The sequence below is a fragment of the Micromonospora sp. NPDC048040 genome (assembly GCF_055587185.1).
Genome location: NZ_JBVJGT010000001.1, coordinates 352,431 through 375,706, shown reverse-complemented (window position 1 = coordinate 375,706; position 23,276 = coordinate 352,431). Strand labels below are relative to the sequence as shown.

At 75.0% G+C, this 23,276-nt stretch carries 22 protein-coding genes; 11 read left to right on the top strand and 11 right to left on the bottom strand.

What is annotated here, in order from left to right; genetic code table 11:
* Positions 1 to 275 precede the first annotated feature (275 nt).
* Together ACZ6O2_RS01685 and ACZ6O2_RS01680 are read left to right on the top strand one after the other, a co-directional pair.
* Positions 276 to 1,889, top strand: coding sequence for an RNA polymerase sigma factor (locus ACZ6O2_RS01685; RefSeq protein WP_350710983.1), 1,614 nt, complete (start codon positions 276 to 278; stop codon positions 1,887 to 1,889).
* A gap of 244 nt (positions 1,890 to 2,133) precedes the next feature.
* Complete coding sequence (locus tag ACZ6O2_RS01680; RefSeq protein ID WP_036374862.1) at positions 2,134 to 2,367, top strand: DUF7455 domain-containing protein; 234 nt, start codon at positions 2,134 to 2,136, stop codon at positions 2,365 to 2,367.
* Between the two features lie 387 nt (positions 2,368 to 2,754).
* On the opposite strand, the gene ACZ6O2_RS01675 is transcribed toward ACZ6O2_RS01680, so the two are convergent.
* The 3 genes from ACZ6O2_RS01675 to ACZ6O2_RS01665 all read right to left on the bottom strand — a co-directional run bounded on the left by ACZ6O2_RS01675 (position 2,755) and on the right by ACZ6O2_RS01665 (position 5,703).
* On the bottom strand, positions 2,755 to 4,485 hold the full coding sequence (locus ACZ6O2_RS01675; protein WP_350710981.1) for a DEAD/DEAH box helicase: 1,731 nt from the start codon (positions 4,483 to 4,485) through the stop codon (positions 2,755 to 2,757).
* Positions 4,486 to 4,793: 308 nt separating this feature from the next.
* On the bottom strand, positions 4,794 to 5,444 hold the full coding sequence (locus ACZ6O2_RS01670; RefSeq protein WP_350710979.1) for a trimeric intracellular cation channel family protein: 651 nt from the start codon (positions 5,442 to 5,444) through the stop codon (positions 4,794 to 4,796).
* A 40-nt stretch (positions 5,445 to 5,484) separates the two neighbouring features.
* Entirely contained in the window at positions 5,485 to 5,703 is a 219-nt protein-coding gene (locus ACZ6O2_RS01665) for a DUF3039 domain-containing protein (RefSeq protein ID WP_091096469.1), read from the bottom strand.
* Between the two features lie 87 nt (positions 5,704 to 5,790).
* On the opposite strand from ACZ6O2_RS01665, the gene ACZ6O2_RS01660 reads away from it, so the two are divergent.
* Positions 5,791 to 6,720, top strand: a complete 930-nt coding sequence (locus ACZ6O2_RS01660; RefSeq protein ID WP_466021641.1) for a pseudouridine-5'-phosphate glycosidase — start codon at positions 5,791 to 5,793, stop codon at positions 6,718 to 6,720.
* Positions 6,717 to 7,613, top strand: a complete 897-nt coding sequence (locus tag ACZ6O2_RS01655) for a carbohydrate kinase family protein (protein WP_350710976.1) — start codon at positions 6,717 to 6,719, stop codon at positions 7,611 to 7,613. Before ACZ6O2_RS01660 ends, ACZ6O2_RS01655 begins: the two co-directional genes overlap by 4 nt.
* Before the next feature lie 46 nt (positions 7,614 to 7,659).
* Here the strand turns inward: ACZ6O2_RS01655 and ACZ6O2_RS01650 are convergent, their stop codons facing one another.
* Complete coding sequence (locus tag ACZ6O2_RS01650) at positions 7,660 to 8,016, bottom strand: DUF3099 domain-containing protein (protein WP_350711071.1); 357 nt, start codon at positions 8,014 to 8,016, stop codon at positions 7,660 to 7,662.
* Positions 8,017 to 8,122: 106 nt separating this feature from the next.
* Between ACZ6O2_RS01650 and ACZ6O2_RS01645 the strand changes: the two genes are divergently transcribed.
* The gene (locus ACZ6O2_RS01645; protein ID WP_245724613.1) at positions 8,123 to 8,410 is read left to right on the top strand and encodes a hypothetical protein; all 288 of its coding nucleotides are present in this window, start codon (positions 8,123 to 8,125) and stop codon (positions 8,408 to 8,410) included.
* 13 nt (positions 8,411 to 8,423) lie between these two features.
* Positions 8,424 to 8,735 carry a hypothetical protein gene (locus tag ACZ6O2_RS01640; RefSeq protein WP_350710973.1) on the top strand — a complete coding sequence of 104 codons (312 nt, stop codon included), beginning with the start codon at positions 8,424 to 8,426 and terminating at the stop codon, positions 8,733 to 8,735.
* A gap of 145 nt (positions 8,736 to 8,880) precedes the next feature.
* Here the strand turns inward: ACZ6O2_RS01640 and ACZ6O2_RS01635 are convergent, their stop codons facing one another.
* The 3 genes from ACZ6O2_RS01635 to ACZ6O2_RS01625 form a co-directional block, all read right to left on the bottom strand.
* Entirely contained in the window at positions 8,881 to 9,462 is a 582-nt protein-coding gene (locus ACZ6O2_RS01635; RefSeq protein ID WP_350710971.1) for an HhH-GPD-type base excision DNA repair protein, read from the bottom strand.
* Between the two features lie 133 nt (positions 9,463 to 9,595).
* Positions 9,596 to 10,267 carry a response regulator transcription factor gene (locus ACZ6O2_RS01630; RefSeq protein WP_350710969.1) on the bottom strand — a complete coding sequence of 224 codons (672 nt, stop codon included), beginning with the start codon at positions 10,265 to 10,267 and terminating at the stop codon, positions 9,596 to 9,598.
* Positions 10,264 to 12,639, bottom strand: coding sequence for a sensor histidine kinase (locus ACZ6O2_RS01625; RefSeq protein WP_466021640.1), 2,376 nt, complete (start codon positions 12,637 to 12,639; stop codon positions 10,264 to 10,266). The genes ACZ6O2_RS01630 and ACZ6O2_RS01625 overlap by 4 nt, the downstream gene beginning before the upstream one ends.
* A 135-nt stretch (positions 12,640 to 12,774) precedes the next feature.
* Between ACZ6O2_RS01625 and ACZ6O2_RS01620 the strand changes: the two genes are divergently transcribed.
* From ACZ6O2_RS01620 to dtd, 3 genes are read left to right on the top strand one after another with little or no spacing between them, the layout of a single operon-like run.
* Entirely contained in the window at positions 12,775 to 13,794 is a 1,020-nt protein-coding gene (locus ACZ6O2_RS01620) for a lysostaphin resistance A-like protein (protein WP_466021639.1), read from the top strand.
* Positions 13,734 to 15,218: a DUF7782 domain-containing protein gene (locus ACZ6O2_RS01615; protein WP_466021638.1), complete on the top strand. Its 1,485-nt coding sequence runs from the start codon at positions 13,734 to 13,736 to the stop codon at positions 15,216 to 15,218. The genes ACZ6O2_RS01620 and ACZ6O2_RS01615 overlap by 61 nt, the downstream gene beginning before the upstream one ends.
* The gene (gene dtd, locus ACZ6O2_RS01610) at positions 15,218 to 15,640 is read left to right on the top strand and encodes a D-aminoacyl-tRNA deacylase (protein ID WP_466021637.1); all 423 of its coding nucleotides are present in this window, start codon (positions 15,218 to 15,220) and stop codon (positions 15,638 to 15,640) included. Before ACZ6O2_RS01615 ends, dtd begins: the two co-directional genes overlap by 1 nt.
* A gap of 143 nt (positions 15,641 to 15,783) precedes the next feature.
* Here dtd and ACZ6O2_RS01605 read toward each other — a convergent pair whose 3' ends face one another.
* Positions 15,784 to 16,572 (bottom strand): sporulation protein, encoded by a 789-nt coding sequence (locus ACZ6O2_RS01605; protein ID WP_393265387.1) that lies wholly within the window; start codon positions 16,570 to 16,572, stop codon positions 15,784 to 15,786.
* A gap of 260 nt (positions 16,573 to 16,832) precedes the next feature.
* Between ACZ6O2_RS01605 and sigB the strand changes: the two genes are divergently transcribed.
* Both sigB and ACZ6O2_RS01595 read left to right on the top strand, forming a co-directional pair.
* Positions 16,833 to 17,849 carry an RNA polymerase sigma factor SigB gene (sigB, locus tag ACZ6O2_RS01600; RefSeq protein ID WP_466021636.1) on the top strand — a complete coding sequence of 339 codons (1,017 nt, stop codon included), beginning with the start codon at positions 16,833 to 16,835 and terminating at the stop codon, positions 17,847 to 17,849.
* Positions 17,850 to 17,950: 101 nt separating this feature from the next.
* Positions 17,951 to 18,358, top strand: coding sequence for a VOC family protein (locus tag ACZ6O2_RS01595; RefSeq protein ID WP_350710959.1), 408 nt, complete (start codon positions 17,951 to 17,953; stop codon positions 18,356 to 18,358).
* Positions 18,359 to 18,362: 4 nt separating this feature from the next.
* Here ACZ6O2_RS01595 and ACZ6O2_RS01590 read toward each other — a convergent pair whose 3' ends face one another.
* From ACZ6O2_RS01590 to ACZ6O2_RS01580, 3 genes are all read right to left on the bottom strand, one after another.
* A complete protein-coding gene (locus ACZ6O2_RS01590) occupies positions 18,363 to 20,918 on the bottom strand; it encodes a bifunctional acetate--CoA ligase family protein/GNAT family N-acetyltransferase (RefSeq protein WP_466021635.1) in 2,556 nt (851 codons plus the stop codon).
* A 24-nt stretch (positions 20,919 to 20,942) separates the two neighbouring features.
* On the bottom strand, positions 20,943 to 22,124 hold the full coding sequence (locus tag ACZ6O2_RS01585) for an acetoin utilization protein AcuC (RefSeq protein ID WP_350710956.1): 1,182 nt from the start codon (positions 22,122 to 22,124) through the stop codon (positions 20,943 to 20,945).
* 176 nt (positions 22,125 to 22,300) lie between these two features.
* Complete coding sequence (locus ACZ6O2_RS01580; protein WP_363704933.1) at positions 22,301 to 23,149, bottom strand: sulfurtransferase; 849 nt, start codon at positions 23,147 to 23,149, stop codon at positions 22,301 to 22,303.
* Positions 23,150 to 23,276: the final 127 nt, after the last annotated feature.

Genomic DNA, 23,276 nt, shown 5'->3' with positions numbered 1-23,276 from the left:
CCCGCACGGCCGGGGTGTTCCGGGTCACGCGCGGTACCATCCTTACAAAGTCCACATCTACGTCGAATCGGCGGTCCCCGCCGCCGGTCCACCGTGCGGCGACGGATGATCGCCGCAGACGGCGTTACAATTCACCCCTGCCCACGCTGCGACGGACCGCCAACGACCGGCCGGCCCGGGACACGGGGGTCCTTCAACCACATCGCCCGGCAAGGTGCACCGCTCTGCGTCGGACGACCCGGCCGTGCTCGCTCTTCGCCTCCGGAAGGTCATTCGTGACAGAACCCCGCCAGACCGGCGCCGACGTTCGCTCGCTCACCGACACCCTGATCGCCCACGCGCAGAGCGCCGGCGGCCAGCTCACGTCGGCCCAGCTCGCGCGCACCGTCGAGTCCGCCGAGGTGACTCCGGCCCAGGCCAAGAAGATCCTCCGGGCGCTCTCCGAGGCGGGAGTGACCGTGGTGGTGGACGGCTCGGCGAGCACCCGCCGCCGCGTCGCCGCCGCCCGCTCGGCCACCCCGGCGTCCCGGGCCACCACCGCCAAGACGACCAAGAAGGCCGCCGCGCCCGCCCCCAAGCAGGCGCCGGCCGCCGACGAGGCCCCCGCGCCCGCCCCGCGCAAGGTCGCCGCCCGCAAGGCCGCCGGCACCACCGCCGAGGTGGCCGCCAAGGCCGCGGCGCCCGCGAAGGCGACCAGGTCCACCCGGGCCACCAAGGCCACCGTCGCCGCGGCGGCCGGCGCCAAGCCGGCCAAGGCCGGCGGCAAGGCCAAGGGCGAGGGCGCCGAGGGCGACATCGACCCGGAGGAGTTGGCCGCCGAGATCGAGGACGTGGTGGTCGACGAGCCGGCCGAGCTGGCCCAGGCCGCCGAGACCGACGCCGCCAACTCGGCCAGCGACAACGACTTCGAGTGGGACGACGAGGAGTCGGAGGCGCTCAAGCAGGCGCGCCGCGACGCCGAGCTGACCGCCTCGGCCGACTCGGTCCGGGCCTACCTGAAGCAGATCGGCAAGGTCCCGCTGCTCAACGCCGAGCAGGAGGTGGAGCTGGCCAAGCGGATCGAGGCCGGGCTCTACGCCGCCGAGCGGCTGCGCGCGGCCGAGGAGGGCGAGGAGAAGCTCACCCGCGACATGCAGCGGGACCTGCTCTGGATCTCCCGCGACGGCGAGCGCGCCAAGAACCACCTGCTGGAGGCCAACCTCCGGCTGGTCGTCTCGCTGGCCAAGCGCTACACGGGTCGCGGCATGGCGTTCCTCGACCTCATCCAGGAGGGCAACCTCGGCCTGATCCGCGCGGTCGAGAAGTTCGACTACACCAAGGGCTACAAGTTCTCCACCTACGCCACCTGGTGGATCCGGCAGGCGATCACCCGCGCGATGGCCGACCAGGCCCGCACCATCCGCATCCCGGTGCACATGGTCGAGGTGATCAACAAGCTCGGCCGCATCCAGCGCGAGCTGCTCCAGGACCTGGGCCGCGAGCCCACCCCGGAGGAGCTGGCCAAGGAGATGGACATCACACCGGAGAAGGTGCTGGAGATCCAGCAGTACGCCCGGGAGCCCATCTCGCTGGACCAGACGATCGGCGACGAGGGCGACAGCCAGCTCGGCGACTTCATCGAGGACTCCGAGGCCGTGGTCGCGGTCGACGCGGTGTCGTTCTCGCTGCTGCAGGATCAGCTCCAGCAGGTGCTGCAGACGTTGTCCGAGCGTGAGGCGGGTGTGGTACGCCTGCGCTTCGGCCTGACCGACGGCCAGCCGCGCACGCTCGACGAGATCGGCCAGGTCTACGGCGTGACCCGGGAGCGCATCCGGCAGATCGAGTCCAAGACCATGTCCAAACTGCGTCACCCGTCGCGTTCGCAGGTGCTGCGGGATTACCTGGACTGATCGCGATCGTCAACCGAACGTGTCGTTTTGATCACCTGACGTGCAACGTCGGAAGGTGATCGTTCGGTTGCACGATTGTGATCGTTGACGTGGCACCCTTGGTGCACGGCACACTGTCCCTGCCATGTGTGACCTCGGTCCCCCGCGGGCACACAGGGAAGGCAGCGCCGGGACAGGGTGTTGCACGATAGGTGAGCAACGACCGAAGAGATTGTTCATCGGTGACGACCAGAGGAGGAAGGCGATGACCCCGACCCTCACGCCGCCGCCCGAGACGGTGGCTCCCCCAGCCGCCGATGAACGGTGCGACCGCTGCAATGCTGCCGGCAAGCTCCGGATCACTCTGGCGGGTGGGAGCGAGCTGGTGTTCTGTGGGCACCACGCGAACAAGTACGCGGAGGATCTCGTGAAGATCACCGTGCGGTACGCGACGGACCCGGAGTTCAGCTGGCGTGGCGCCGATCTGATGGCGAACTGAATCCGCAAACCCACGACATAGCCGGCCGGAGGCCCCCCAACGGGGAGCCTCCGGCCGGCTTTTGCGTACCCCCGCCCCTGCCCCACAGCCCCGGCGCGGGCGGAACGGATCGCGCGGCTTGTCCACGGGCCGCCCGACGGGCGCAGCGGGCACGGGCGGCGCGGAGCGCGCGGCCGGGCTCACGAGCGGCCGGCGGGCCCAGGGGGACGGGCGGGGCGGATCCCGCAGCCGGCCCCACGGGCGGCCTGACGGGCGCAACGGGCACGGGCCGGGCACCGGCGCTGCCGACCGCGCACCGCCGGCCACGGGCGGCCTGACGGGGCAGGGGGCGCGGACCGCGCGCCGGGTCCACGGGCGACCGCACGGGGCGTGCGGGGCCGTCCGCCGTCAGAGGGTCTGGACGGTGGCGATGCGCTCCTCGAGCTGCTCGATCGTGGCCTGGGCGCTCGGCGGGCCGCCGCAGAGGCGGCGCAGCTCGGCGTGGATCTTTCCGTGCGGCTGCCCCGTCCGGTGGTGCCGGGCGGCCACCAGAGCGTTGAGCTGCCGACGCAGGGCGACCCGGCGCTGGGCGGCACTCATCGGTGCCGCCGGCGCCGCGGACGGCTCAGCGGCCGACTCAGCGGGCCGCGCGGCCCTCCGGCGCTGGGCGGCGAGCTGCTCCTGCTGCCGCTTGGTCAGCAGCATGGCGACCTGGTCGGCGGTCAGCAGCCCGGGCAGGCCCAGGTACTCCTCCTCCTCGGGGGTGCCGGCCTGGGCGGCGGTGCCGAACGAGGCGCCGTCGAAGATCACCTGGTCCAGCTCGGCGGTCGCGGAGAGTGCGGCGAAGCGCTTCTCCAGCTCGCCGCTGGCCTGGTCGTCACGCTGGGCGCGTTCCAGCAGGTCGTCGTCGAAACCCTCGCGGTCCTTCGGCTTGCCGAGCACGTGGTCCCGCTCGGCCTCCATCTCGCTGGCCAGCCCGAGCAGGTGCGGCACGCTGGGCAGGAAGACCGAGGCGGTCTCCCCCTCGCGGCGGGCGCGGACGAACCGGCCGATCGCCTGCGCGAAGTAGAGCGGGGTGCTGGCGCTGGTCGCGTACACCCCGACCGCCAGGCGGGGGATGTCGACGCCCTCGGAGACCATCCGGACCGCCACCAGCCACCGCTGCTCGGACGCCGCGAACGTCGCGATCCGCGCGGAGGCCCCCACGTCGTCGGAGAGCACCACCGCCGCCCGCTCGCCGGTCAACTGCTCGATGAGCTTGGCGTACGAGCGGGCGGTCTGCTGGTCGCTGGCGATCACCAGCCCGCCGGCGTCGGGCATCCCCGCGTTGCGCAGCACGGTCAGCCGGGCGTCGGCGGCCCGCAGCACCTGCGGCATCCAATCGCCGGCCGGATCCAGGGCGGTACGCCACGCCTGCGCGACGAGGTCCTGGGTCATCGGCTCGCCGAGCCGCGCCGCCAGTTCCTCCCCGGCGTTGGTGCGCCACCGGGTCTCCCCCGAGTACGCCAGGAAGAGCACTGGGCGGACCACGCCGTCGCGCAGCGCGTCGGAGTAGCCGTACACCGAGTCGGCGCGGGAGCGGAGCAGGCCGTCCCCGCCCCGCTCGTACGTGACGAACGGGATCGGGTTGTCGTCGGAGCGGAACGGGGTGCCGGTGAGCATCAGCCGCCGCTCGGCGCCCTCGAAGGCCGCCTTCACCCCGTCGCCCCAGGAGCGGCTGTCCCCCGCGTGGTGGATCTCGTCGAGGATGACCAGCGTGCGCCGGGTCAGGGTGCGCCGCTTGTGCACCTGGGGTGCAATCCCCACCTGCGCGTACGTCACGACGGCGCCGTGGAAGTCGGCGGAGGAGTGCAGGTCGGCGTTGCGGAAGGCGGCGTCGAGCTGGATGCCGACCCGGGCCGCCGACTGCGCCCACTGGGTCTTCAGGTGCTCGGTCGGGGCCACCACGGTGACCGCCTCGACGGTGCCGTCGGCGAGCAGTTCGGCCGCGATCCGCAGGGCGAAGGTGGTCTTGCCGGCGCCCGGGGTGGCGACCGCGGTGAAGTCGGGGTCGCGCCGGCGCAGGTACTCCACCAGTGCCTTGCGCTGCCACGCGCGCAGTGCCGGAAACGTCTCGATCGCCGGCAACCGGGCCGCCACGCGAAGCTCCTCTCCGACCGCCTGATGGCGGACCCCGGCCGAGGGCCACGGGTGCCGCCGCCCATGAAAACGCCTCCGCGCCGATGGTGCCGCGAAGGCCGACTCAGCATAACCAGCGGGGCCCGCCCGACCCAGCCGACACCACGCGGCTCACATCCGCCGCACCCGCGACCCGACGGCATCGCCTCGGTGGACGACCCCGCGATCTTGCACCTTCGGCCCCCGCTTCGCACCTTGAGCGGCATGTGACCGGGCAGAAATTGCGGGATCGCGGGCGCAGGCGTGGTGGCGTGGCCGTGGGGTCGGGGTCAGGGGTGGGGGCCGGGGCTGTGGGTACGTGGGGGGCGGAGGGTGGCGATCGGAGCCGACCAGCGCCTGCGCAGGGCGACCAGGCGGAACAGGAAGACGAACGCCGCCGCCGCGGTCAGCCAGGCGGCGTTGGCGTGCCCGAACGCGTCCAGCAGCGCCACGGCGATCGAGCCGGCGAGCGCGGCGACCGCGTAGATCTCGCGCCGCAGCACCACCGGGATCTCGGCGGTGAGCAGGTCCCGCCCGAGGCCGCCGCCGATCGCGGTGAGCATGCCGATCACGCACGCCCCCACCGCCGGCACCTGGGCGTCGAGGGCCTTGACCGTGCCGGTGACGGTGAACAGCCCCAGCCCGGCCGCGTCCAGCACGAGCACGGTGGTGCGCAGCCTGGCGAGCTGGGGGTGCAGCCAGAAGACGGCGGCGGCGGTGACGGCGGCCGTGGCGGCGTACCGCCAGTCGGCGAAGGCCAGCGGCGGCACCTCGTCGATCGCCAGGTCCCGGAAGATCCCGCCGCCGAGCGCGGCGACGAAGCCGACGAAGACGACGCCGAAGAGGTCGAGCCGCTTGGCCACCGCCGCGGAGGCCCCGGAGGCGGCGAAGACCGCCACCCCGGTGAGGTCGGCGAGGAGCAGGGCGGTGGAGGTGGTCACCGCCGCAGGTTACGTGGGCGGCCGTCCCGGCCGCCCTGGTTCACTCGGCGTACGAGTCGTAGATCTCCTTGCACTTCGGGCAGACCGGCGAGCCGGGCTTGGCGGCCTTGGTCACCGGGAAGGTCTCCCCGCAGAGCGCGACGACGAAGGTGCCCATGACGGCACTCTCGGCGATCTTCTCCTTGCGCACGTAGTGGAACATCTCGGGACCGGTGTCGGCGTCCTTCAGCTCCGGACGCTCGAGAACCTGTGTGCTCACTTCTACACCTCCGACCGTCAAGTCTGGCAGGTCACCGCGGCCCGGTCCACTTCAGGCCACCCCCGGCGGAGGCCGTACGGTGGTGACGTGACCGACTTTCACATCCACTACGGCACCGAGGTGGCCGAGGCACTGCGCGCCGGACGCCCCGTCGTCGCCCTGGAGAGCACCATCGTCTCGCACGGCCTGCCCCGGCCGGACAACCTGCGGGTGGCCCGGGAGATCGAGCAGGCGGTCCGGGACGCGGGCGCGGTCCCGGCGACCATCGGCATGGTCGGCGGCCGGCTCGTGGCGGGCCTGGACGACGCGGAGCTGACCCGGCTCGCCACCGCCGACGGGGTCGCCAAGCTCTCCGTACGCGATCTCGCCGTGGCGGCGGCCACCGGCGCGGACGGCGCCACGACCGTGGCCGCGACCAGCGCGGTGGCCGCCGCCGCCGGCATCGGGGTGTTCGCCACCGGCGGCCTCGGCGGGGTGCACCGGGAGGCCGCACAGACCTTCGACGAGTCCGCCGACCTGGTCACCCTGGCCCGGACCCCGATCGCGGTGGTCTGCGCCGGCGTCAAGTCGATCCTCGACGTGGGCGCCACCCTGGAGCGGCTGGAGACCCTCGGCGTCGGCGTGGTGGGCTACCGGACCCGGCGGTTCCCCGGCTTCTTCATCACCGACGGCGGCTTCGACCTGGACTGGTCGCTGGACTCCGCCGAGCAGGTCGCCGACGCGCTGGCCGCCCGGGAGCAGCACGGCGTGCACCACGGCGGCCTGATCGTGGCCAATCCGCTGCCGGCCGACGAGCAGCTCGACCCGGAGCTGCACGACCGGACGCTCGCCGACGGGCTGGCGCTGCTCGAGCGCGACGGGGTGACCGGCAAGGCGGTGACGCCCTACCTGCTCGCCCACTTCCACTCGGCGACCGAGGGGGCGAGCCTGGCGGTGAACGTCCGGATCATCCTGCGCAACGCCGACCTCGCCGCCCGGATCGCGGTCGCCGCAGCCGCCCGTCGCGCCGACGCATGACCGCAGGCCGCGTCCTCGTCGTCGGTGACCTGATCACCGACGTGGTGGCGGTGCTGGACGGGCCACCGGCCACCGGGTCCGACACACCGGCGGCCATCCGGTTCAGCGGCGGCGGACAGGCCGCCAACACCGCGGCCTGGCTCGCCGCCCAGGGCGTGCCGGTGACGTTGGTGGGCGCGGTCGGCGACGACGGGCAGGGGCGGGAGCGGGTGGCCGAGCTGGAGCGTGCCGGGGTCGACTGCGCGGTGACGCGGCACCCGGAGCATGCCACCGGCACGGTCATCGTGCTGGCCACCGCCGGGGAACGGACGATGATCACCGAGCGGGGCGCCAACCTGCGGCTGGCCCCGGCGGACGTCGACGCGGCGCTGGCCGCCGCGCCGGACGCGCGGCACCTGCACCTGTCCGCGTACACCCTGCTGGACGCCGAGTCCCGCCCGGCCGGGCTGCGCGCGCTGGCCGCCGCCCGCGAGCGCGGGCTCACCACCAGCGTCGACGCGGCCTCCGCGGCGCCGCTGCGGCGGGTCGGCGCGGCGGCCTTCCTGTCCTGGGTACGCGGGGTCGACCTGCTCCTGGTCAACGCCGACGAGGCGACCGTGCTGGCCGGCGGGCTCGACCCGGCGGCGCAGGGGCGGGCGCTGTCGGCCTCCGCCCGGCGGATCGTCGTCAAGCAGGGCGCGGCGGGGGCGGTATGGGTGGACCGGGACGCCACGGTCGCCGTGGCGCCGGCCCGCCGGGTGGCGGTGGTGGACGTCACCGGGGCCGGGGACGCCTTCGCGGCCGGGCTGCTGGCCGCCTGGCTCGCCGGCGCGGACCCGACGGTGGCGCTGCGCCGCGCGGGCGACCTCGGTGCCATGGCGGTCTCCCAGGTGGGCGCGCGCCCCACTCCCTGACCCGAAACCCGCGCCCCGCCCCGCTCGCCGGACGGGAGCGGGTCGGTCAGGGCTCGGCGTCGATCACCTTGTGCGGCCGCTCCTCGGCGGTCAGGCTCATCGGCGGGGTCTCGTCGCGGTGCCGCGGCTGGAACCGGGACGCCAGCCGGTGCTGCTCCTTCGGCGGGCGGTCGTTCGCCAGCAGCACCGCCAGCCAGGGGATGAGCACCATGCCGAGGGCCACCAACGGCAGCCAGAGCCAGAGCAGCGGGGCCTGTACGCCGACCAGGACGGCACCGACGATCACGCACGCCACCCGGATCCCCATCATCAGCACGTAGCGCCGCTGACGGCTGGTGAGCTGGTCGTCCTGGCTGCGCGAGGCGTCGGTGATCAGGATCGGCTGGTACGCCTGACGCTTCACCACGGACCTCCTCGAGGGGGTTACGCCTCATCCTGTCACCTCGAACGCGTGATCAGCGAAAATCGGCGCAGCCGGGTTCGTATTACATCCGTGGTACGCTCGCGCCGTGGGCAGCAGGTTCAGCTTCACCGACGAGGCGTTGGCTAACCTGAGGGTCTACGACGTCACGCCCGGGGAAGTCTGGGAGGCGCTGCACAGCACCCGCCGGGTGATCCGTCACCTGGGCGACGACGTGATGGTCGTCTACGCCGCCGCCCGCCGGGGGCGCCGACTGGCCGTGCTGCTCGCCGAGGCCGACGGCACCGACAACGACTGGGACATCCTCTCCGCCCGCGAGCTCAGCGACGCCGAGGCGAAGCGCTACGACGAGGCCGTGCGGAGATCTCGCCGATGAGGAGGCGGTGACGATGAACCGTAACGACGCGACCAAGCAGTTCCACAGCGGCGGTGACCGGCTCGCGGAGCTGATCGACGAGACTCAGCCGGTGGAGCTGCCCACCCCCGACACCGAGACCCCCATGGTCAGCCGCTCGGTGCGCCTGCCCCTGGAGACGTACGAGCGGGTCCGCGCGGCCGCCGACGCCCGCGGCATCGGGGTCACCACTCTGATGCGGCAGTGGATCGAGGCCGGCCTGGCCGACCTGGACGACTCGGCGACGGTCTCCCTCGCCGACGTCCGGCGGGCGCTGGCCGCCCTGTCCCGCCCGACCGCCGCCTGACGGCGCGGCGCACCGAGGCACACCCACGACCGCCTGACGTCACCGCACCGAGGCACGAGGCACACTCACGACCGCCGCCTGACCTCGGCCCGCACGGGGCCGCCCGGGAACTCCCGTCCACCGGCCTCGCCACGCGACGGCGGCGTCAGCCCTGGGCGGCCTTCGCCTTCGCCGCCGCCTTCACCTGCTGCTTGTAGTCACGCACCCGGCGCAGCGATTCCGCGTCGACGACGTCCGCCACCGACCGGTGGGCGTCCAGGTCGCCGTACCCGCCGGCTGCCTCCCGCCAGCCCTCCGGCGTGACCCCGAACCGCTTGCCGAGCAGGGCGAGGAAGATCTGCGCCTTCTGCCTGCCGAAGCCGGGCAGCTCGGCGATGCGGCGGAACAGTTCCCGGCCGTCGGCGACGTCGGACCAGAGCCGGGCGGCGTCGCCGTCGTACCGGTCGACGAGGACCCGGCACACCTCCTGCACCCGGGCCGCCATCGCCTTCGGGAACCGGTGCAGCGCCGGTGGCTGGGCGAACAGGGCCACCAGGGCCTCGGGATCGTGGTCGGCGATCTCCCGGGCGTCCAGGTCCCGTCCGAGGCGCTGGGTCAGCACGTACGGCGAGGAGAAGGCCTTCTCCATCGTCACCTGTTGGTCGAGGACCATCCCCAGCAGCAGGGCCAGCGGGCTGCGGTCCAGCAGCCGGTTGGCCTCGGGGTCGATGGGCAGCGCGAGCGTCATGGGACCATCCTGCCCAATGGCGGAGGCCGGGCGAAGGGGCCGCGCCGATCCGCCCGCGCCTTCCGTGCCGGCGGCCACCGGCACCGGGCAGGGCGTCGCCGCCCGACCCCGGGGGTGTGCCCGGCCGACGCCCCTACGCGGGTGACCGCCGGGTGCCGGGCCGGACGAGCCCGAGGTCGTAGGCACGGATCGTCGCCTGCACCCGGTCCCGCGCACCCAGCTTGCCCAGCAGGGCGTTGACGTGTGCCTTCACCGTGCCGGTCGCGACGCCCAACTGCGCGCCGATCTCCGCGTTGGTCAGCCCGGCCGCCAGCCGGACGAAGACCTCGCGCTCCCGTGCGGTGAGCGCGGCCAGCTCGGCGGGCTCCGCCGGCGGGGTGAGTGCCCCGGTGGCGAAGGCGTCGATCAGCCGGCGGGTGACGGTGGGGGCGAGCAGCCCGTCGCCGGCGGCCACCACCCGGATCGCGTGCAGCAGGTCGACCGGTTGGGCGTCCTTGAGCAGGAAGCCCGAGGCGCCCACCCGCAGCGCCTCGAACACGTGGGCGTCCAGGTCGAAGGTGGTCAGCACCAGCACCCGGGGGCCGGCCGGGTCGGCGGTCAGCCGGGCGGTGGCGGTGAGGCCGTCCATCCCCGGCATCCGGATGTCCATCAACACCACGTCCGGTCGGCTCCGGGCGGCCTGGTCGAGCGCGTCGGCGCCGTCGGCGGCCTCCCCGACCACCGTCAGGTCCGGTTCGGCGTCGACGATCGCCGCGAACCCGGCCCGGACCACCGGCTGGTCGTCCACCACCAGCACCCTGATCATCGCGCCCCCTCCGGCACTCGTTCGCCCCGCTGCCCGGGCCGGGCGGCGACCACGGGGACCGGCGGCAGCGGCAGCCGCGCCCGCAGCTCGCCGCGGCGCAGCGCGAGCCGGCCACCGAGCGCGTCGACCCGGGCCCGCAACCCGGCGACGACCAGCGGGTCCGACACGGTGGGCAGGCCCGTGACCGACACCCGCAGCTCACCGCCGGTCAGCCGCAGCACCACCCGGGCCGGCCCGACGCCCGCGTCCAACGCGGCCTCCACCAGCCGGTACGCCGACACGTCCACGTCGGTCGGCAGGGCCGGCACGGTCGCTGGCGCGTCCAGCAGGACGTCGCGACCGTGCGCCTGCCGCGACGCGCAGAGCCCGCCCACGTCGGCGAGGGTCGGTTGCGGACCGTGCGGCACCGGCCGGTCGTCGGCGCGCAGGTCGTCCAGCAGGCCGCGCATCGCGGCCAACGTGGCCCGTGCCTCGACCAGGATCTCGGCGAGCCGGCCCTGGTCGGCGACGACCACCAGGCGGCCGGCCCGGTCCAGCACCGCCGAGCGCAGTCCGGCACCGATCCGCTCCCGCTCGGCCCGGGCCGCCGCCACGGCCCGGGCGGTCGCCGCGGCCAGCGCGTCGCCCTCCCGGCTGAGCACCCGCCGCCGCCGGCCCCGGACCAGCACGCCGCCGCCCCAGGTCAGCAGCATCGGCGCCAGCAGCAGCCCGGCGACGAACACGGTCATGAAGACGGTCACGGGCACGTGCACGGGCTCCCCGGCGATCGAGCCGTCCGCCGCCGCCGTACCGACCAGGCCCACGGCGAGCACCGTGGCCGCCGACGGCGCGGCCAGCCACGTGGGGCCGGCCCGCCGGGCGTACGCGGCCACGGCCCAGACGGCGGCCAGGTCGGCGAAGCCGGCGGTCAGCAGCACGAACTCCGCACCCCGGGGCAGCCCGACCAGCAGCGCGGTGACCGGCCAGAGCAGCGCGGTCCCGGCGACGCCCGCGAACGCGGCCCACGGTCGGCGGCACCGCCACGCCAGCGGCGCGGCGTGCGCCACGGAGAGCAGCAGGAACTGGAGCAGGACGATCGGGTCACGCAGCCCCGCCAGTTCGGCGTCGGTCTCCACCGAGACGAGGGCCGCGGCCACCGGAAGCACCAGCGCGTTGCCGACCAGCGCGGCGGTCACCAGGGACCGGCCGTTCTCCGACCGGACCGGCGACGGCCGGCTGCCGGGATCCGCCCCGACCGGCGGGCTGCCGGGATCCGCCCCGACGGGCAGCCGTGCCTCGACCCGCCAGCCGTCGCCGTCCGGGCCGGCGCGCAGGGTGCCGCCCAGGGCGGCGACGCGCTCCCGCAGGCCGCTGATGCCCCGCCCGGCGCCCAGCGTGAAGGCGGCCGTCGGCCCCGGTACGCCGGTGTCGGCGACCGTGACCGTGACGGTCCCGGCGGCGACCGCGACCCGAACCGAGACGTCGGCTCCGGCGGCGTGCCGCACCACGTTGGTCAGGGACTCGCGGACGACGGCGTGGACGACCCCGGCCAGGGCGGCCGGCGGTTCCGGACCGGTGCGGTCGAGGCGCACCGGCTGGCCGAGCCGGTGAAAGCCGGCGACCAGGTCGTCGAGCCGCTGCCGCAACGGCCGGTGCGCCTCTGTGTCGTCGCTCATCACCGCGACCAGGCGGCGCAGCGCGACCAGGGTCTCCCGCCCCGTACGCGCCGCGAACTCCACCGCCTCCGCGGCCAACTCCGGACGCCGGGCCGCCAGGCGCTCGGCCGCTCCCACCGTCACCACGATGGAGGTGAGGTGGTGGGCGCTGACGTCGTGCAGCTCCCGGGCGAGCCGATGGCGTTCGGTCTCGGCCGCCTGACGGGCCTCCGCCTCGGCGGCGACGAGCCGGCCGGCCACCGCCGCCCGCCCGGTCATCCAGTGCCGGCGGCTGCGCCCGAGACCCGCGGCCAGCAGGTAGCCGAGCACGGCGACGACGACCTCTCCCAGGTAGGCCGCGGCGGTGTCGAAGCGGGGGAGGTTGACCGACGCCACCCACAGGGCGCTCACAGCCAGCGCCACGCGCACCACCCGGCCGGGCGCCCGGACAGCCACGGACCAGATGGCGACCAGCTCGGCGAGGCTGAGCACCAACAGGTCGTCGGGAGAGGCGCCCAGCCGGCCGAGGGTCTGCGCGGCCAGGACCACGGCCAGCGCCGGGAGCGGCCGATGCTGCCGCCAGCCCAGCGCCAGGAGGGTGACCACGGCGGCGACCAGACCCGCCGAGGTCGCCGTGACGTCCGGTGCGTCGCCCCGCAGCAGCGGCAGGCCGGGCCAGAGCAGGAGCTGGGCGCCGACCAGCGCCGACGGCAGCAACCAGGTCCGCAGGAGAGTCATGATGAGGCAACCCTACGGAGGCCCGCCGACCGGTCACGTCGCCCGCGGGCACGAGGTGGCCTATACCCCAGGGCGGTGCCGAGTTCGGTCCGCACGTCGACCCGCCGGCCCGTCGGCGGCGGCAGGCTTGCTCCCATGATCAGTAGTACTCCCCCGGGCACCCCGTACCACCGGCTGGCCCGGACCGGCCGGCAGCGATGGTGGCGATCGCTCGTCGGCGTCCTCGCCCTGCTCGGCGGCGCGCTGCTCGTCGGCTGCGCACTCTTCGGCGTCGCCACCGTCGTGGCCGAGATCACCGGTACGCCGACGGACGCCGACGGGCTGCCCGTCTTCGGTCCCGTCGTGGACACCGCCCTGCTGGTGCTGTCGGTGGCGGTGGCCCTGCCGCTGACGATGGCCGTCACCCGCTGGGTGGAACGCCGGCCGGCCGGCAGCCTCTCCTCCGTGCTCGGCCGGGTCCGGTGGCGCTGGCTGGCCACCTGCCTGCTGACGGCCGCCCCGGCGATCACGGTCATGCTGGTCGGCAGCCACCTGCTCCTGCGGGCCACCGGGGACGAGATGGTCCTCCTCGGCCCGCTCGACGCCTGGGTCGGCTGGCCCACCTTCGTCGCCGCCCTGCTGATGGTCGTCGCGCTGGTCCCGTTCCAGGCCGCCGCCGAGGAGTACCTGTTCCGTGGCTGGCTGCTCCAGGCCTTCGGGACGTGGCTGCGCTCGCCCTGGCCGGGGTTGGTGGTGCAGGCGGTGCTCTTCGCCGCGGCGCACGGCTGGGGCACCGTCTGGGGCTTCGCCGACCTGGTCGTGATGGGCCTGCTCTGCGGTTGGCTCACGGTGCGCACCGGCGGCCTGGAGGCGGCCGTCGCGTTGCACGTGGTCAACAACGTGAGCGCGTTCGGGCTGGCCGCGGCGTTCGGCGGGCTGGCCGTGGACGAGACGATGGCCGACGCGCCGTGGCAGCTGGTGCTGGTCGACGTGCTCGTGCTGCTGGCGTACACCTGGCTGGTGGCACGGGCGGCCGACCGGCGCGCGCTGGCGACGGTGGCGCCGATCTCCCGGGTGGTCGAACGCCGGCGCGCGGCGCCAGGCAGGATGACGGCGTGGACGGACACGACATGTTGCTCTCCCCCGCCGGCGTCGAGGCGCTGCGGACCGCGCTGACCGGGGCCGGGTTCACCTCGAACGGCATCGCCACCCGGCTCGGCCCGCAGGCCACCGGCGGGGTGGCCCGCAACGACTTCCGGGCCGCGCTGCGCGCCACCGAGGACCGCGACCCGCTCGGCACGCTGATCCGGGTGTTCGTCTGCGAGCAGACCGAGCCGGAGGCCGCCGTGGCCGCCGCGCTCGCGCCGTTGTCGCTGGACGAGGCGCTCGCCGGGGGCCTGGTCGAGCGGCACGGCGACGGGCTGCGGATGGGCCTGGACCTGGAGCCGTACGGGGACGACTGGTGGGTGCTGGCCGACGTGCCCGCCAGCGCCCGCCCGGGCCGCCCGTTGCACGCCCACCACGTCCTCGGCATCGGCGGGGCGACCCAGACGCTGATCGGCGCGACCGTCCGCCGGCCGGTGGAGACCGCGCTGGACCTGGGCACCGGCTCCGGCGTGCAGGCGCTGCACCTGGCCACCCACGCCCGGCGGGTGACCGCCACCGACGTCTCCGAGCGGGCGCTGCGCTTCGCCGCCACCACCGCCGCGCTCAACGGCCAGGACTGGGAGCTGCTCCGCGGCGACATGGTCGCCCCCGTCGCCGGGCGCCGCTTCGACCTGGTGGTGAGCAACCCGCCGTTCGTGGTCGGGCCGGGCACCACCACGCACGTCTACCGCGACTCCGGCCGGGTCGGCGACGCGATCGGCGCGGAGCTGGCCGCCGCCGCGCCCGGTCTGCTCACCGAGGGCGGCACCATGCAGTACCTGGCCAACTGGGTGCACGTCGCGGGCGAGGACTGGGCCGAGCGGGTGACCGGCTGGTTCGCCGGCACCGGGCTGGACGCCTGGGTCGTCCAGCGCGAGGTGGCGGACCCGATGGCGTACGTCAACCTGTGGCTCACCGACGTCGGCGAGGCCGCCGACCCGCAGCGGATGGCGGACTGGCTGGACTGGTTCGACGCGCACAAGGTGGAGGCGGTCGGCTTCGGCATCGTCTCGCTGCGCCGCTCCGGCCACGACGACCCGGTGATCCGGGTGGAGGACCTGCGGCAGCGGGTGGAGGCGCCGCTGGGCGACCGGATCGGCGCCTGGTTCGACCGCCAGGACTGGCTGCGCGCCCACGACGCCGACGGGCTGCTCGCCGCGCGCTACCGGGCGGCTGACGGCCTCCAGCTCCGGCAGGAGGCCACGATGGGCGACGAGGGCTGGGCGGTGGACCGGCAGGTGCTGGCCATGCCGCACGGGCTGCGCTGGACGGAGGAGATCGACCCCCTGGTGCTCGCCCTGGTGGGCGGGGCCGACGGGCGGCTGCCGCTGCGCGACCAGCTCGCCCTGCTCGCGGCCGCGCACGACGTCGCCCCCGAGGAGCTGGCCGACGCTGCCGGCCCGATCGTGGCGCACCTCGTCGAGCGCGGCTTCATCGAGCCGGTGACCGGCTGATGCGGGCCGTGGTGCAGACCGTCGGCCGGGCGGGCGTGACGGTCGACGGCGAGGTGGTCGGCGCGATCGACGACGGGCTGCTGGTGCTGCTCGGGGTGACCCACACCGACACCGTCGAGACCGCCCGCACGATGGCCCGCAAGGTGCACGAGCTGCGCATCCTCGACGACGAGCGGTCCGCCGCCGACACCGGCGCGCCGATCCTGGTGGTCAGCCAGTTCACGCTCTACGGCGACGCCCGCAAGGGGCGCCGTCCGAGCTGGACGGCGGCGGCCCCGGCCGAGGTGGCGGAGCCGCTGGTGACGGCGGTCGTGGAGGCGCTGCGCGCCCGGGGCGCGAAGGTCGAGACCGGCCGCTTCCGCGCCCACATGCTGGTCGAGAGCGTCAACATCGGTCCACGCACGATCCTCCTCGACCTCTAACCACCACCCTCCCCTCCCCCTCCTCCCCACCCACCCCAACCCCGGATCCCACCCGTTGATCATGAAGTTATTGCCATGACACGCGGCGAAAGACAACAACTTCATGATCAACTCGCCGGTGGGGGCGGGGTGGGGTGGGCGGGTCAGGAGAAGAGGCCGCGGCGCTGGAGAGACTGGCGGATCCAGGCGTCGAGCTGGGCCGTCCAGTCGGTGCGCTCGGCGGTGGCGTGGTCGATGGTGAAGCGGCCGAAGGCGTCCCGCCCCTCGGTGAACAGGCCGCCGCGCTTGTCGAGCTCCAGCACCACCTGGATCTGCTGCGGGTCGGTGACGAAGGTGACCTCGAGCTGGTTGATCGCGCCGGCGTACTGAGGTGCCGGGTAGAACTCGATCTCCTGGTAGAAGGGCAGGCTCTGCCGCACGCCGTAGATGTGGCCGCGCTCCACGTCGGCCCGGGCGAACCGGAAGCCCAGCCGCAGGAACGCCTCCAGGATCCGCTGCTGGGACGGCAGCGGGTGCACCGCCACCGCGTCCAGGTCGCCCTTGTCGACCGCGCGGGCCACCTCCAGCTCCGTACGCAGCCCCATCGTCATCCCGTGCAGGTGCTGCCCGTACAGCTCGGTGAGCGGCGTCTCCCACGGCACGGCGAAGCGGAACGGGATGTCGTGTCGCTGGCCGGGCTCCAGCCGGAACGCGCCGGTCGCCGCCTGCCGGTGGAACTCCTGCGTGGTCTCGTAGTCGTTGTCGCCGCTCTCCACCTCGACCCGGGTGACCAGGCCCAGGGACACGTAGGAGATGTCGACGGGGTGCTCGCCGCCGGCCACGTGGACGACGCCCTCCAACTGGCCGCCGGGGCGGCAGTTCGGGTTCGCCAGGACCGTTTCCACCGACGGGCCACCCACGCCCATCGCCTGCATGAGCCGCTTGAAGACCACGACACCCTCCAAAACCTGTTCCGGTGCGCCGACGTCGCCGGCGGCGCCGGCCCCACTGGCCGACCGCTGGCACGGTAACCGCAGGCGACAAGGAACCCTCGGCGACGACACGCGCACGGTGCGCAGGACCCGGACCGGATTCGTGTCGGGTCCCCGATCGCCTCACTCCCGTTTCACGCCCCGCCCGCCAAGCTGTGTGTCACACCGGCACCACTGAGCCGGAACGAGCGGCACAGACGTGGACACGGGGAGAAGACGAGATGGCCCTGCAGATGATGGAGCACCGGATGCGCCCGGCCGGCACCACCGAGGCCGACCACGCCACCGACACCCTGACCGACCTCGACGCCACGGACGAGCGCGGCGTCTCCACGGATCTGGTCCGGGCATACCTGAACGGGATCGGGCGGACGAAGCTGCTGACCGCCGCGCAGGAGGTCGACCTGGCCAAGCGGATCGAGGCCGGGCTGTTCGCCGAGGAGAAGCTGGCGACCTGCACCCCGGTCTCCGCCGAGCTGCGGGCCGACCTGGAGCTGATCGTCACGCAGGGCCGGGCGGCGAAGGACCACCTGCTGGAGGCGAATCTCCGCCTGGTGGTCAGCATCGCCAAGCGCTACACCGGTCGCGGCATGGCGTTCCTCGACCTCATCCAGGAGGGCAACCTCGGCCTGATCCGCGCGGTCGAGAAGTTCGACTACGCCAAGGGCTACAAGTTCTCCACCTACGCCACCTGGTGGATCCGGCAGGCGATCACCCGCGCGATGGCCGACCAGGCCCGCACCATCCGCATCCCGGTGCACATGGTCGAGCAGGTCAACCGCATGGTCCGGGCCCGCCGCGAGCTGTCCGTCTCGCTGGGCCGCGAGCCCACGGTCGCCGAGGTCGCCCGGGCCATGGACATCCCGGAGTTCCAGGTGATCGAGCTGATCTCGTACGACCGGGAGCCGGTGAGCCTGGACCAGGCGGTCGGCGAGGACGGCGAGAGCGCGCTCGGTGACTTCGTGGCCGCGGTGGACCCGAGCGCCGAGCCGGGCGACGCCGCCGCGCAGGGCGAGCTGCGCAACGAGGTGAGCATCGTGCTGGCCACCCTCTCCCAGCGGGAGCAGGCGGTGATCCGGCTGCGGTTCGGTCTCGACGACGGCCGGCAGCGCACGCTCGACGAGGTCGGCCGGGAGTTCGGCCTGTCCCGGGAGCGGATCCGGCAGATCGAGAAGGTGACCCTGCTGAAGCTGCGCGACCCGGAGCGGGCGCAGCGCCTGGAGGCGTACGCCTGCTGACGTTCCCTGAGCCACGTGCGGCCCCGGCGGTGCGCCGGGGCCGCACGTACGTCCGGGCCGTGGTCCTTGACGCGGCCCGCCGGACGGGCTACCAACGGGGTGTGAACTGGACTTTGGAAGTGGTGGTCGTACCGGTCTCCGACGTGGACCGGGCCAAGGCGTTCTACGCCGACCAGCTCGGCTTCGTCGTGGACCACGACACGGTGGTCAGCGCCGACGCCCGGATCGTGCAGCTCACCCCGCCCGGCTCGGGCTGCTCGATCGTCATCGGCAAGGGGGCGTTGCCGGACATGCCGCCGGGCTCGCTGAAGGGCCTCCAACTGGTCGTGCCGGACCTGCGCCGGGCCCGGGCCGAGCTGGTCGAGCGCGGCGTGGCGGTGAGCGAGATCCAGGTGGTGGGCGAGAACCCACGCCCCGTGCCGGACCCGCTGGACAACGTCGGCTTCGTCTTCTTCACCGACCCGGACGGCAACGCCTGGGCGGTGCAGCAGATCTCCAGCCGAGGCTGACGCCCTACAGCCGGCGGGGGCCGGTGTCGGGGCGGGCGACGGCGGAGCCGATGCGTACGGTGGCGTGCAGCACCGAGATGCCGTCGGGGCGGGCGAGCACCGGGTTGAGGGTGAGCGCGCGCACCCGGGGCTGCTCGTCGGCGAGCCGGCCGACGCGCAGCAGCAGGTCGGCCAGGGCCGCCCGGTCCACCGGCGCCGCGCCCCGGTGCCCGCGCAGCAGCGGCGCCGCCCGTGGCTCGTCGACCAACTCGGCCGCGTCCAGGTCGGTCAGCGGCACCGCGCGCCAGGCCCGGTCGCCGAGCAGCTCGGTGGCGACGCCGCCCAGCCCGAAGCCGACCACCGGGCCGAACGCCGGGTCCTCGACCAGCTCGACCACGCAGGCCACGCCGGGCGGCACCATCGGCTGCACCAGGACCTCCGCGCCGAAGACCGCCGACATCTCCGCGTACGCGCGGTGGACCGTGGCGGCGTCGGGCAGGTCGAGCCGGACCGCGCCGAGGTCGAGCCGGTGCCGCAGGCCCGGGGCGGCGGCCTTGAGGGCCACCGGGAACCCGAGCCGGATCGCCGCGTCGACGGCCTCCCCGGCGGAACGCACCGGCGCCGACTCGACCACGTCGATCCCGTACGCGGCGAGCAGCCCCACCGGGTCGAGGGCCTCGGGTCGCAGGGCCGCGTGCGCCGCCGCCCGGTCGACCCGGGGCAGCTCCGGCAGCAGGCCGGCCGGTCGGCGCAGCCAGTCGGCGTACGTGGCGACCCGGGCGAGGGCGCGGACGGCCTCCTCCACGCTCGGGTACGCGGGCACCCCGGCCGGCGCCCGGCCGACCAGGAACGTCGCCACGGTCGGCTTGCCGGCGGCGAGCGCGGCCGGCAGGGCGGCGGTGAAGTCCGCCTCGGTGTCGGTGAGCTGGCCGGGCAGCGGCGGGGCGAAGACCACCACCAGCGCGTCCACGCCCTCGTCGGCGGCGGTGTCGGCGAGCGCGGCGGCGAACTCGGCCGCGCCGGCCCGGGGCCCGACGTCGCGGGGGTAGCCGCGGGCGACGGTGAGCCCCTGCGCGGCGCAGGCGGTGGCCGCGAGCCCGGTCAGCGCCGAGGAGTTGCCGACCACCCCGACCCGCGGCCCGGCGGGCAGCGGCTGGTTGGCCAGCAGCACCCCGACGTCGAGCAGCTCGGCGACGGTGTCCACCCGGATCACCCCGGAGTGCGCGAACAGTGCGCCGACGGCGACCTCGTCCGGCCCCACGGAGTCGCCCAAGCCTGGTGGACGGGCCGGGGAGGCGAGCGCCACGACCGGCTTGTCCCGGCCGATCCGGCGGGCCAGCCGGGCGAACTTGCGCGGATTGCCGAAGGTCTCCAGGTACAACATGATCACGTCGGTGCCGGGGTCGTCCTGCCAGTACTGGAGCAGGTCGTTGCCGGAGACGTCGGCCCGGTTGCCGGCCGAGACGAAGCTGGACAGGCCCAGCCCGCGCCGGTCCGCCTCGGCCAGCAGCGCCACCCCGAACGCGCCGGACTGGCTGAAGATGCCCACCCGGCCGGGCATCGGCAGCCGCGGGGCGAGGGTGGCGTTGAGGCGTACGGTCGGGTCGGTGTTGGCCACCCCCAGGCAGTTCGGGCCGACGACGCGCATGCCCGCCGCGTGGGCCGCGCGGACCAGCGCGCGCTGCGCGGCCGCGCCGTCCGGGCCGGCCTCGGCGAAGCCCGCGGAGATCACCACCAGGGCGTGCGCGCCCGCGGCGGCGGCGTCGTCGACCGCCTCCCGCGCCGTCTCCGGCGGCACCGCCACCACGGCCAGGTCGACCGGCACGCCCGCGTCGGCCGCCGACGGGTACGCGGGCAGCCCGGCGACCGTCGCCGCGCTCGGGTGCACCGGCACCACCGGGCCGGTGTAGCCGCCGTCCCGCAGGTGCCCGAGCACCGCCGCGCCGACGCCCTGCCCGGTGGCGCTGGCGCCGTAGACGGCGACGCCGCGCGGGGCGAGCAGCCGGGCGATCGAGCGGGCCTCGGTGCGGTGCTCCCGGCCGCGCTGCACCTCCAGCGTGGCGTCGGTGGGCGCGATCGGGAAGGTCAGGTGCACCACGCCGTCGGCGAACTGGCGCTGGAGCTGGTAGCCGAAGTCGGCGAAGACCCGCAGCATCGCGCCGTTGGCCGGGAGCACCTCGGCCACGAAGTTCGCGATGCCGGTCCGGCCGGCCGCGTCGGCCAGGTGCTCCAGCAGCACCGAGCCGATGCCCCGGCCTTGGTAGGCGTCCTCGACCACGAACGCCACCTCGGCCTCGGGCGCGTCGGGGCCGAGCCGCTCGTAGCGGCCGACGGCGACGATCCGGTCGCCGGCCAGCACCACGAACGCCTCCCGGTCGCGGTGGTCGACGTTGACGAAGCGGTGCAGGTCCCGCTCGGGGATGCGCGGGTACGGCGAGAAGTACCGCAGGTAGCGGGTGCGCTCGGAGAAGCGCGAGTGCATCGCCACGATCCCCGGCCCGTCCGACGGGCGGATCGGTCGCAACTGGACGGTGGTGCCGTCGCTGAGCAGCACGTCCACCGGTTGTTCCACCGTGGTCACCTGTGCGGTTCCTTCCGGCCCGGCTCAGTCGCGCGGGTCGTGCGGGTCGAGCCCGAACAGCGGGAAGGCCGTCTTGCGGGCCGCCGCGATCGCCCGGTCCACCGCGTTCGGCTCGCCGGTCGGCTGCCACGGCTCGTACGACGGGTCGACGTCGTCGGTCATCCGCAGCGGGATCTCCCGGCCCGGCCGGCGCGCGGCGGCCAGCTCCCGCCAGGCCGGCGGGGTCAGCGTGGCCGGCGCGATCGGCTCGCCCGTGGCCACGGCGAGCAGGTGCGTCCAGGCCCGTGGCACCACCTCGACCAGCGCGTACCCGCCGCCGCCGGTGGCCACCCAGCGGCCCTCGCACAGCTCGTCGGCGAGCGCCCGCAGGGCCAGGTAGGTGGCGCGCTGACCGTCGACGGAGAGGCGCAGGTCGGCGAGCGGATCGAGCCGGTGCCCGTCGGCCCCGCACTGGGTCACCAGCACCTGCGGCCGGAATGCGCGCAGCACCGACGGCACGACCGCGTGGAAGGCGCGCTGCCAGTCGGCGTCGTCCACACCGGGCGGCAGCGGGACGTTGACGGCGCTGCCCACGGCGCCCGGCCCGCCGGTCTCGTCGGGGAAGCCGGTGCCCGGGAAGAGCGCCAGCGGCGTCTCGTGCAGGCTGACCGTCAGCACCCGCGGATCGTTCCAGAAGATCTGCTGCACCCCGTCGCCGTGGTGCACGTCCACGTCCACGTACGCGACCCGCTCGGCGCCGAGGTCGAGCAGGCGGGCGATGGCCACCGCCGGGTCGTTGTAGACGCAGAAGCCGGCGGCCCGGGCGGGCATCGCGTGGTGCAGCCCGCCCGCCACGTTGACCGCCCGCCGGGCCTCGCCCCGCCAGACCGCCTCGGCCGCGGCCACACTCGCCCCGGCGACCAGCGCGCTCGACTCGTGCATCCCCGCGAAGACCGGGTTGTCCGAGGTGCCCAGCCCGAAGCCGGCGAAGAGCGGGTCGTTCGAGGCGTTCCGCACCGCGTCGAGGTAGCGCGGGTCGTGCACCCGGGTCAGCAGCGCGTCGTCGGCCGGCTCGGGCTTGACCAGCCGCACCCCGGGGCGCTCCAGCACGCCGAGTTCGCGGGCCAGCGCGACGGTCAGCTCCACCCGGACCGGGTCGAGGGGGTGATCCCCCATGTCGTAGGCGAGCAGGGACTCGTCCCACACCACCACCGTGTCCTCGGACATGGCCTCATCGTCGCACGCGCGCCCGCACGCCCGAGCGCAGGCGCTGGGGGCGTGCCCCGGTCTCGGCCTGCTCACGCGCCCTCGTGTCGCCCGGCGCGCGTGCCGCTCAGCCGGCCGGCACCGGCTGGGTGTCGTCGACCGGCCGTCGGCGGGCGTCGCCGGGGCGGGCGTCCCCCTCAGCCCTCCCCGGTGGCGACGGGTCGGGACGGGTCGGCGACCCAGTTGCTCCACGACCCGACGTAGAGCGCCGCGTCGGGCCGACCCGCCAGGTGCAGGGCGAGCACGGCCTGCGCGGCGGTCACCCCCGACCCGCAGTACGCCCCGACGGGGGCGCCCCCGGCCACCCCGGCGGCGGCGAACCGCGCGCGCAGCGCGTCGGCGGCCGGGAACCGGCCCTCGGCGACGTACTCACCGGCGGGCAGGTTCACCGCGCCCGGGACGTGCCCGGCGACCGGGTCGATCGGCTCGGTCTCGCCCCGGTAGCGGGGCGCGGCGCGCACGTCCAGCAGGACGCCCTCGTCGGCGGCGGCCAGCCGGGCGGCCTCCCCCGCGTCGAGCACCGGCAGCGCGCCGGGGCGCACCTCGACGTCGCCCGGCGCCGGGGTCGGCTCCGCCGTGCTGGTGGGCAGTCCGGCGGCCCGCCACGCCGGGAAGCCGCCGTGCAGCAGGCGTACCGGCCGGTGGCCCGCCCAGCGCAGCGTCCACCAGGCGCGGGCGGCGGCCATGCCGTCGCCGCCGTCGTACACCACCACGGGGTGACCGGCGCGGACGCCGGCGGCCCGCAGCGCGGCCTGGAGCGCGGCCGGGTCGGGCAGCGGGTGGCGGCCGGCCGGGCCGGGCGGGCCGCAAAGCGCGGTGTCGAGGTCGACGAAGACCGCGCCGGGCAGGTGACCGGCGGCATAGTCGTCCCGGCCGGGCGGGCCCGTCAGGCGCCAGCGGACGTCGAGCAGGGTGGGCGGGTCGGCGTGGTCGAGCTCGGTCGCGAGCCGGTCGGCCTCGACCAGCAGCTCCTCGGTTCCGGACATGAGGTCAAGTCAACACCATCCGGGCCCGTGCCTCGCGGTTCGTCAAGGGTCGTTCGGCCTGCGTCGAGGTACCATCGTGGGCCGGAGGGCCGCTGACGTGAGGCATGATCTGGTCGGCACGACCGAG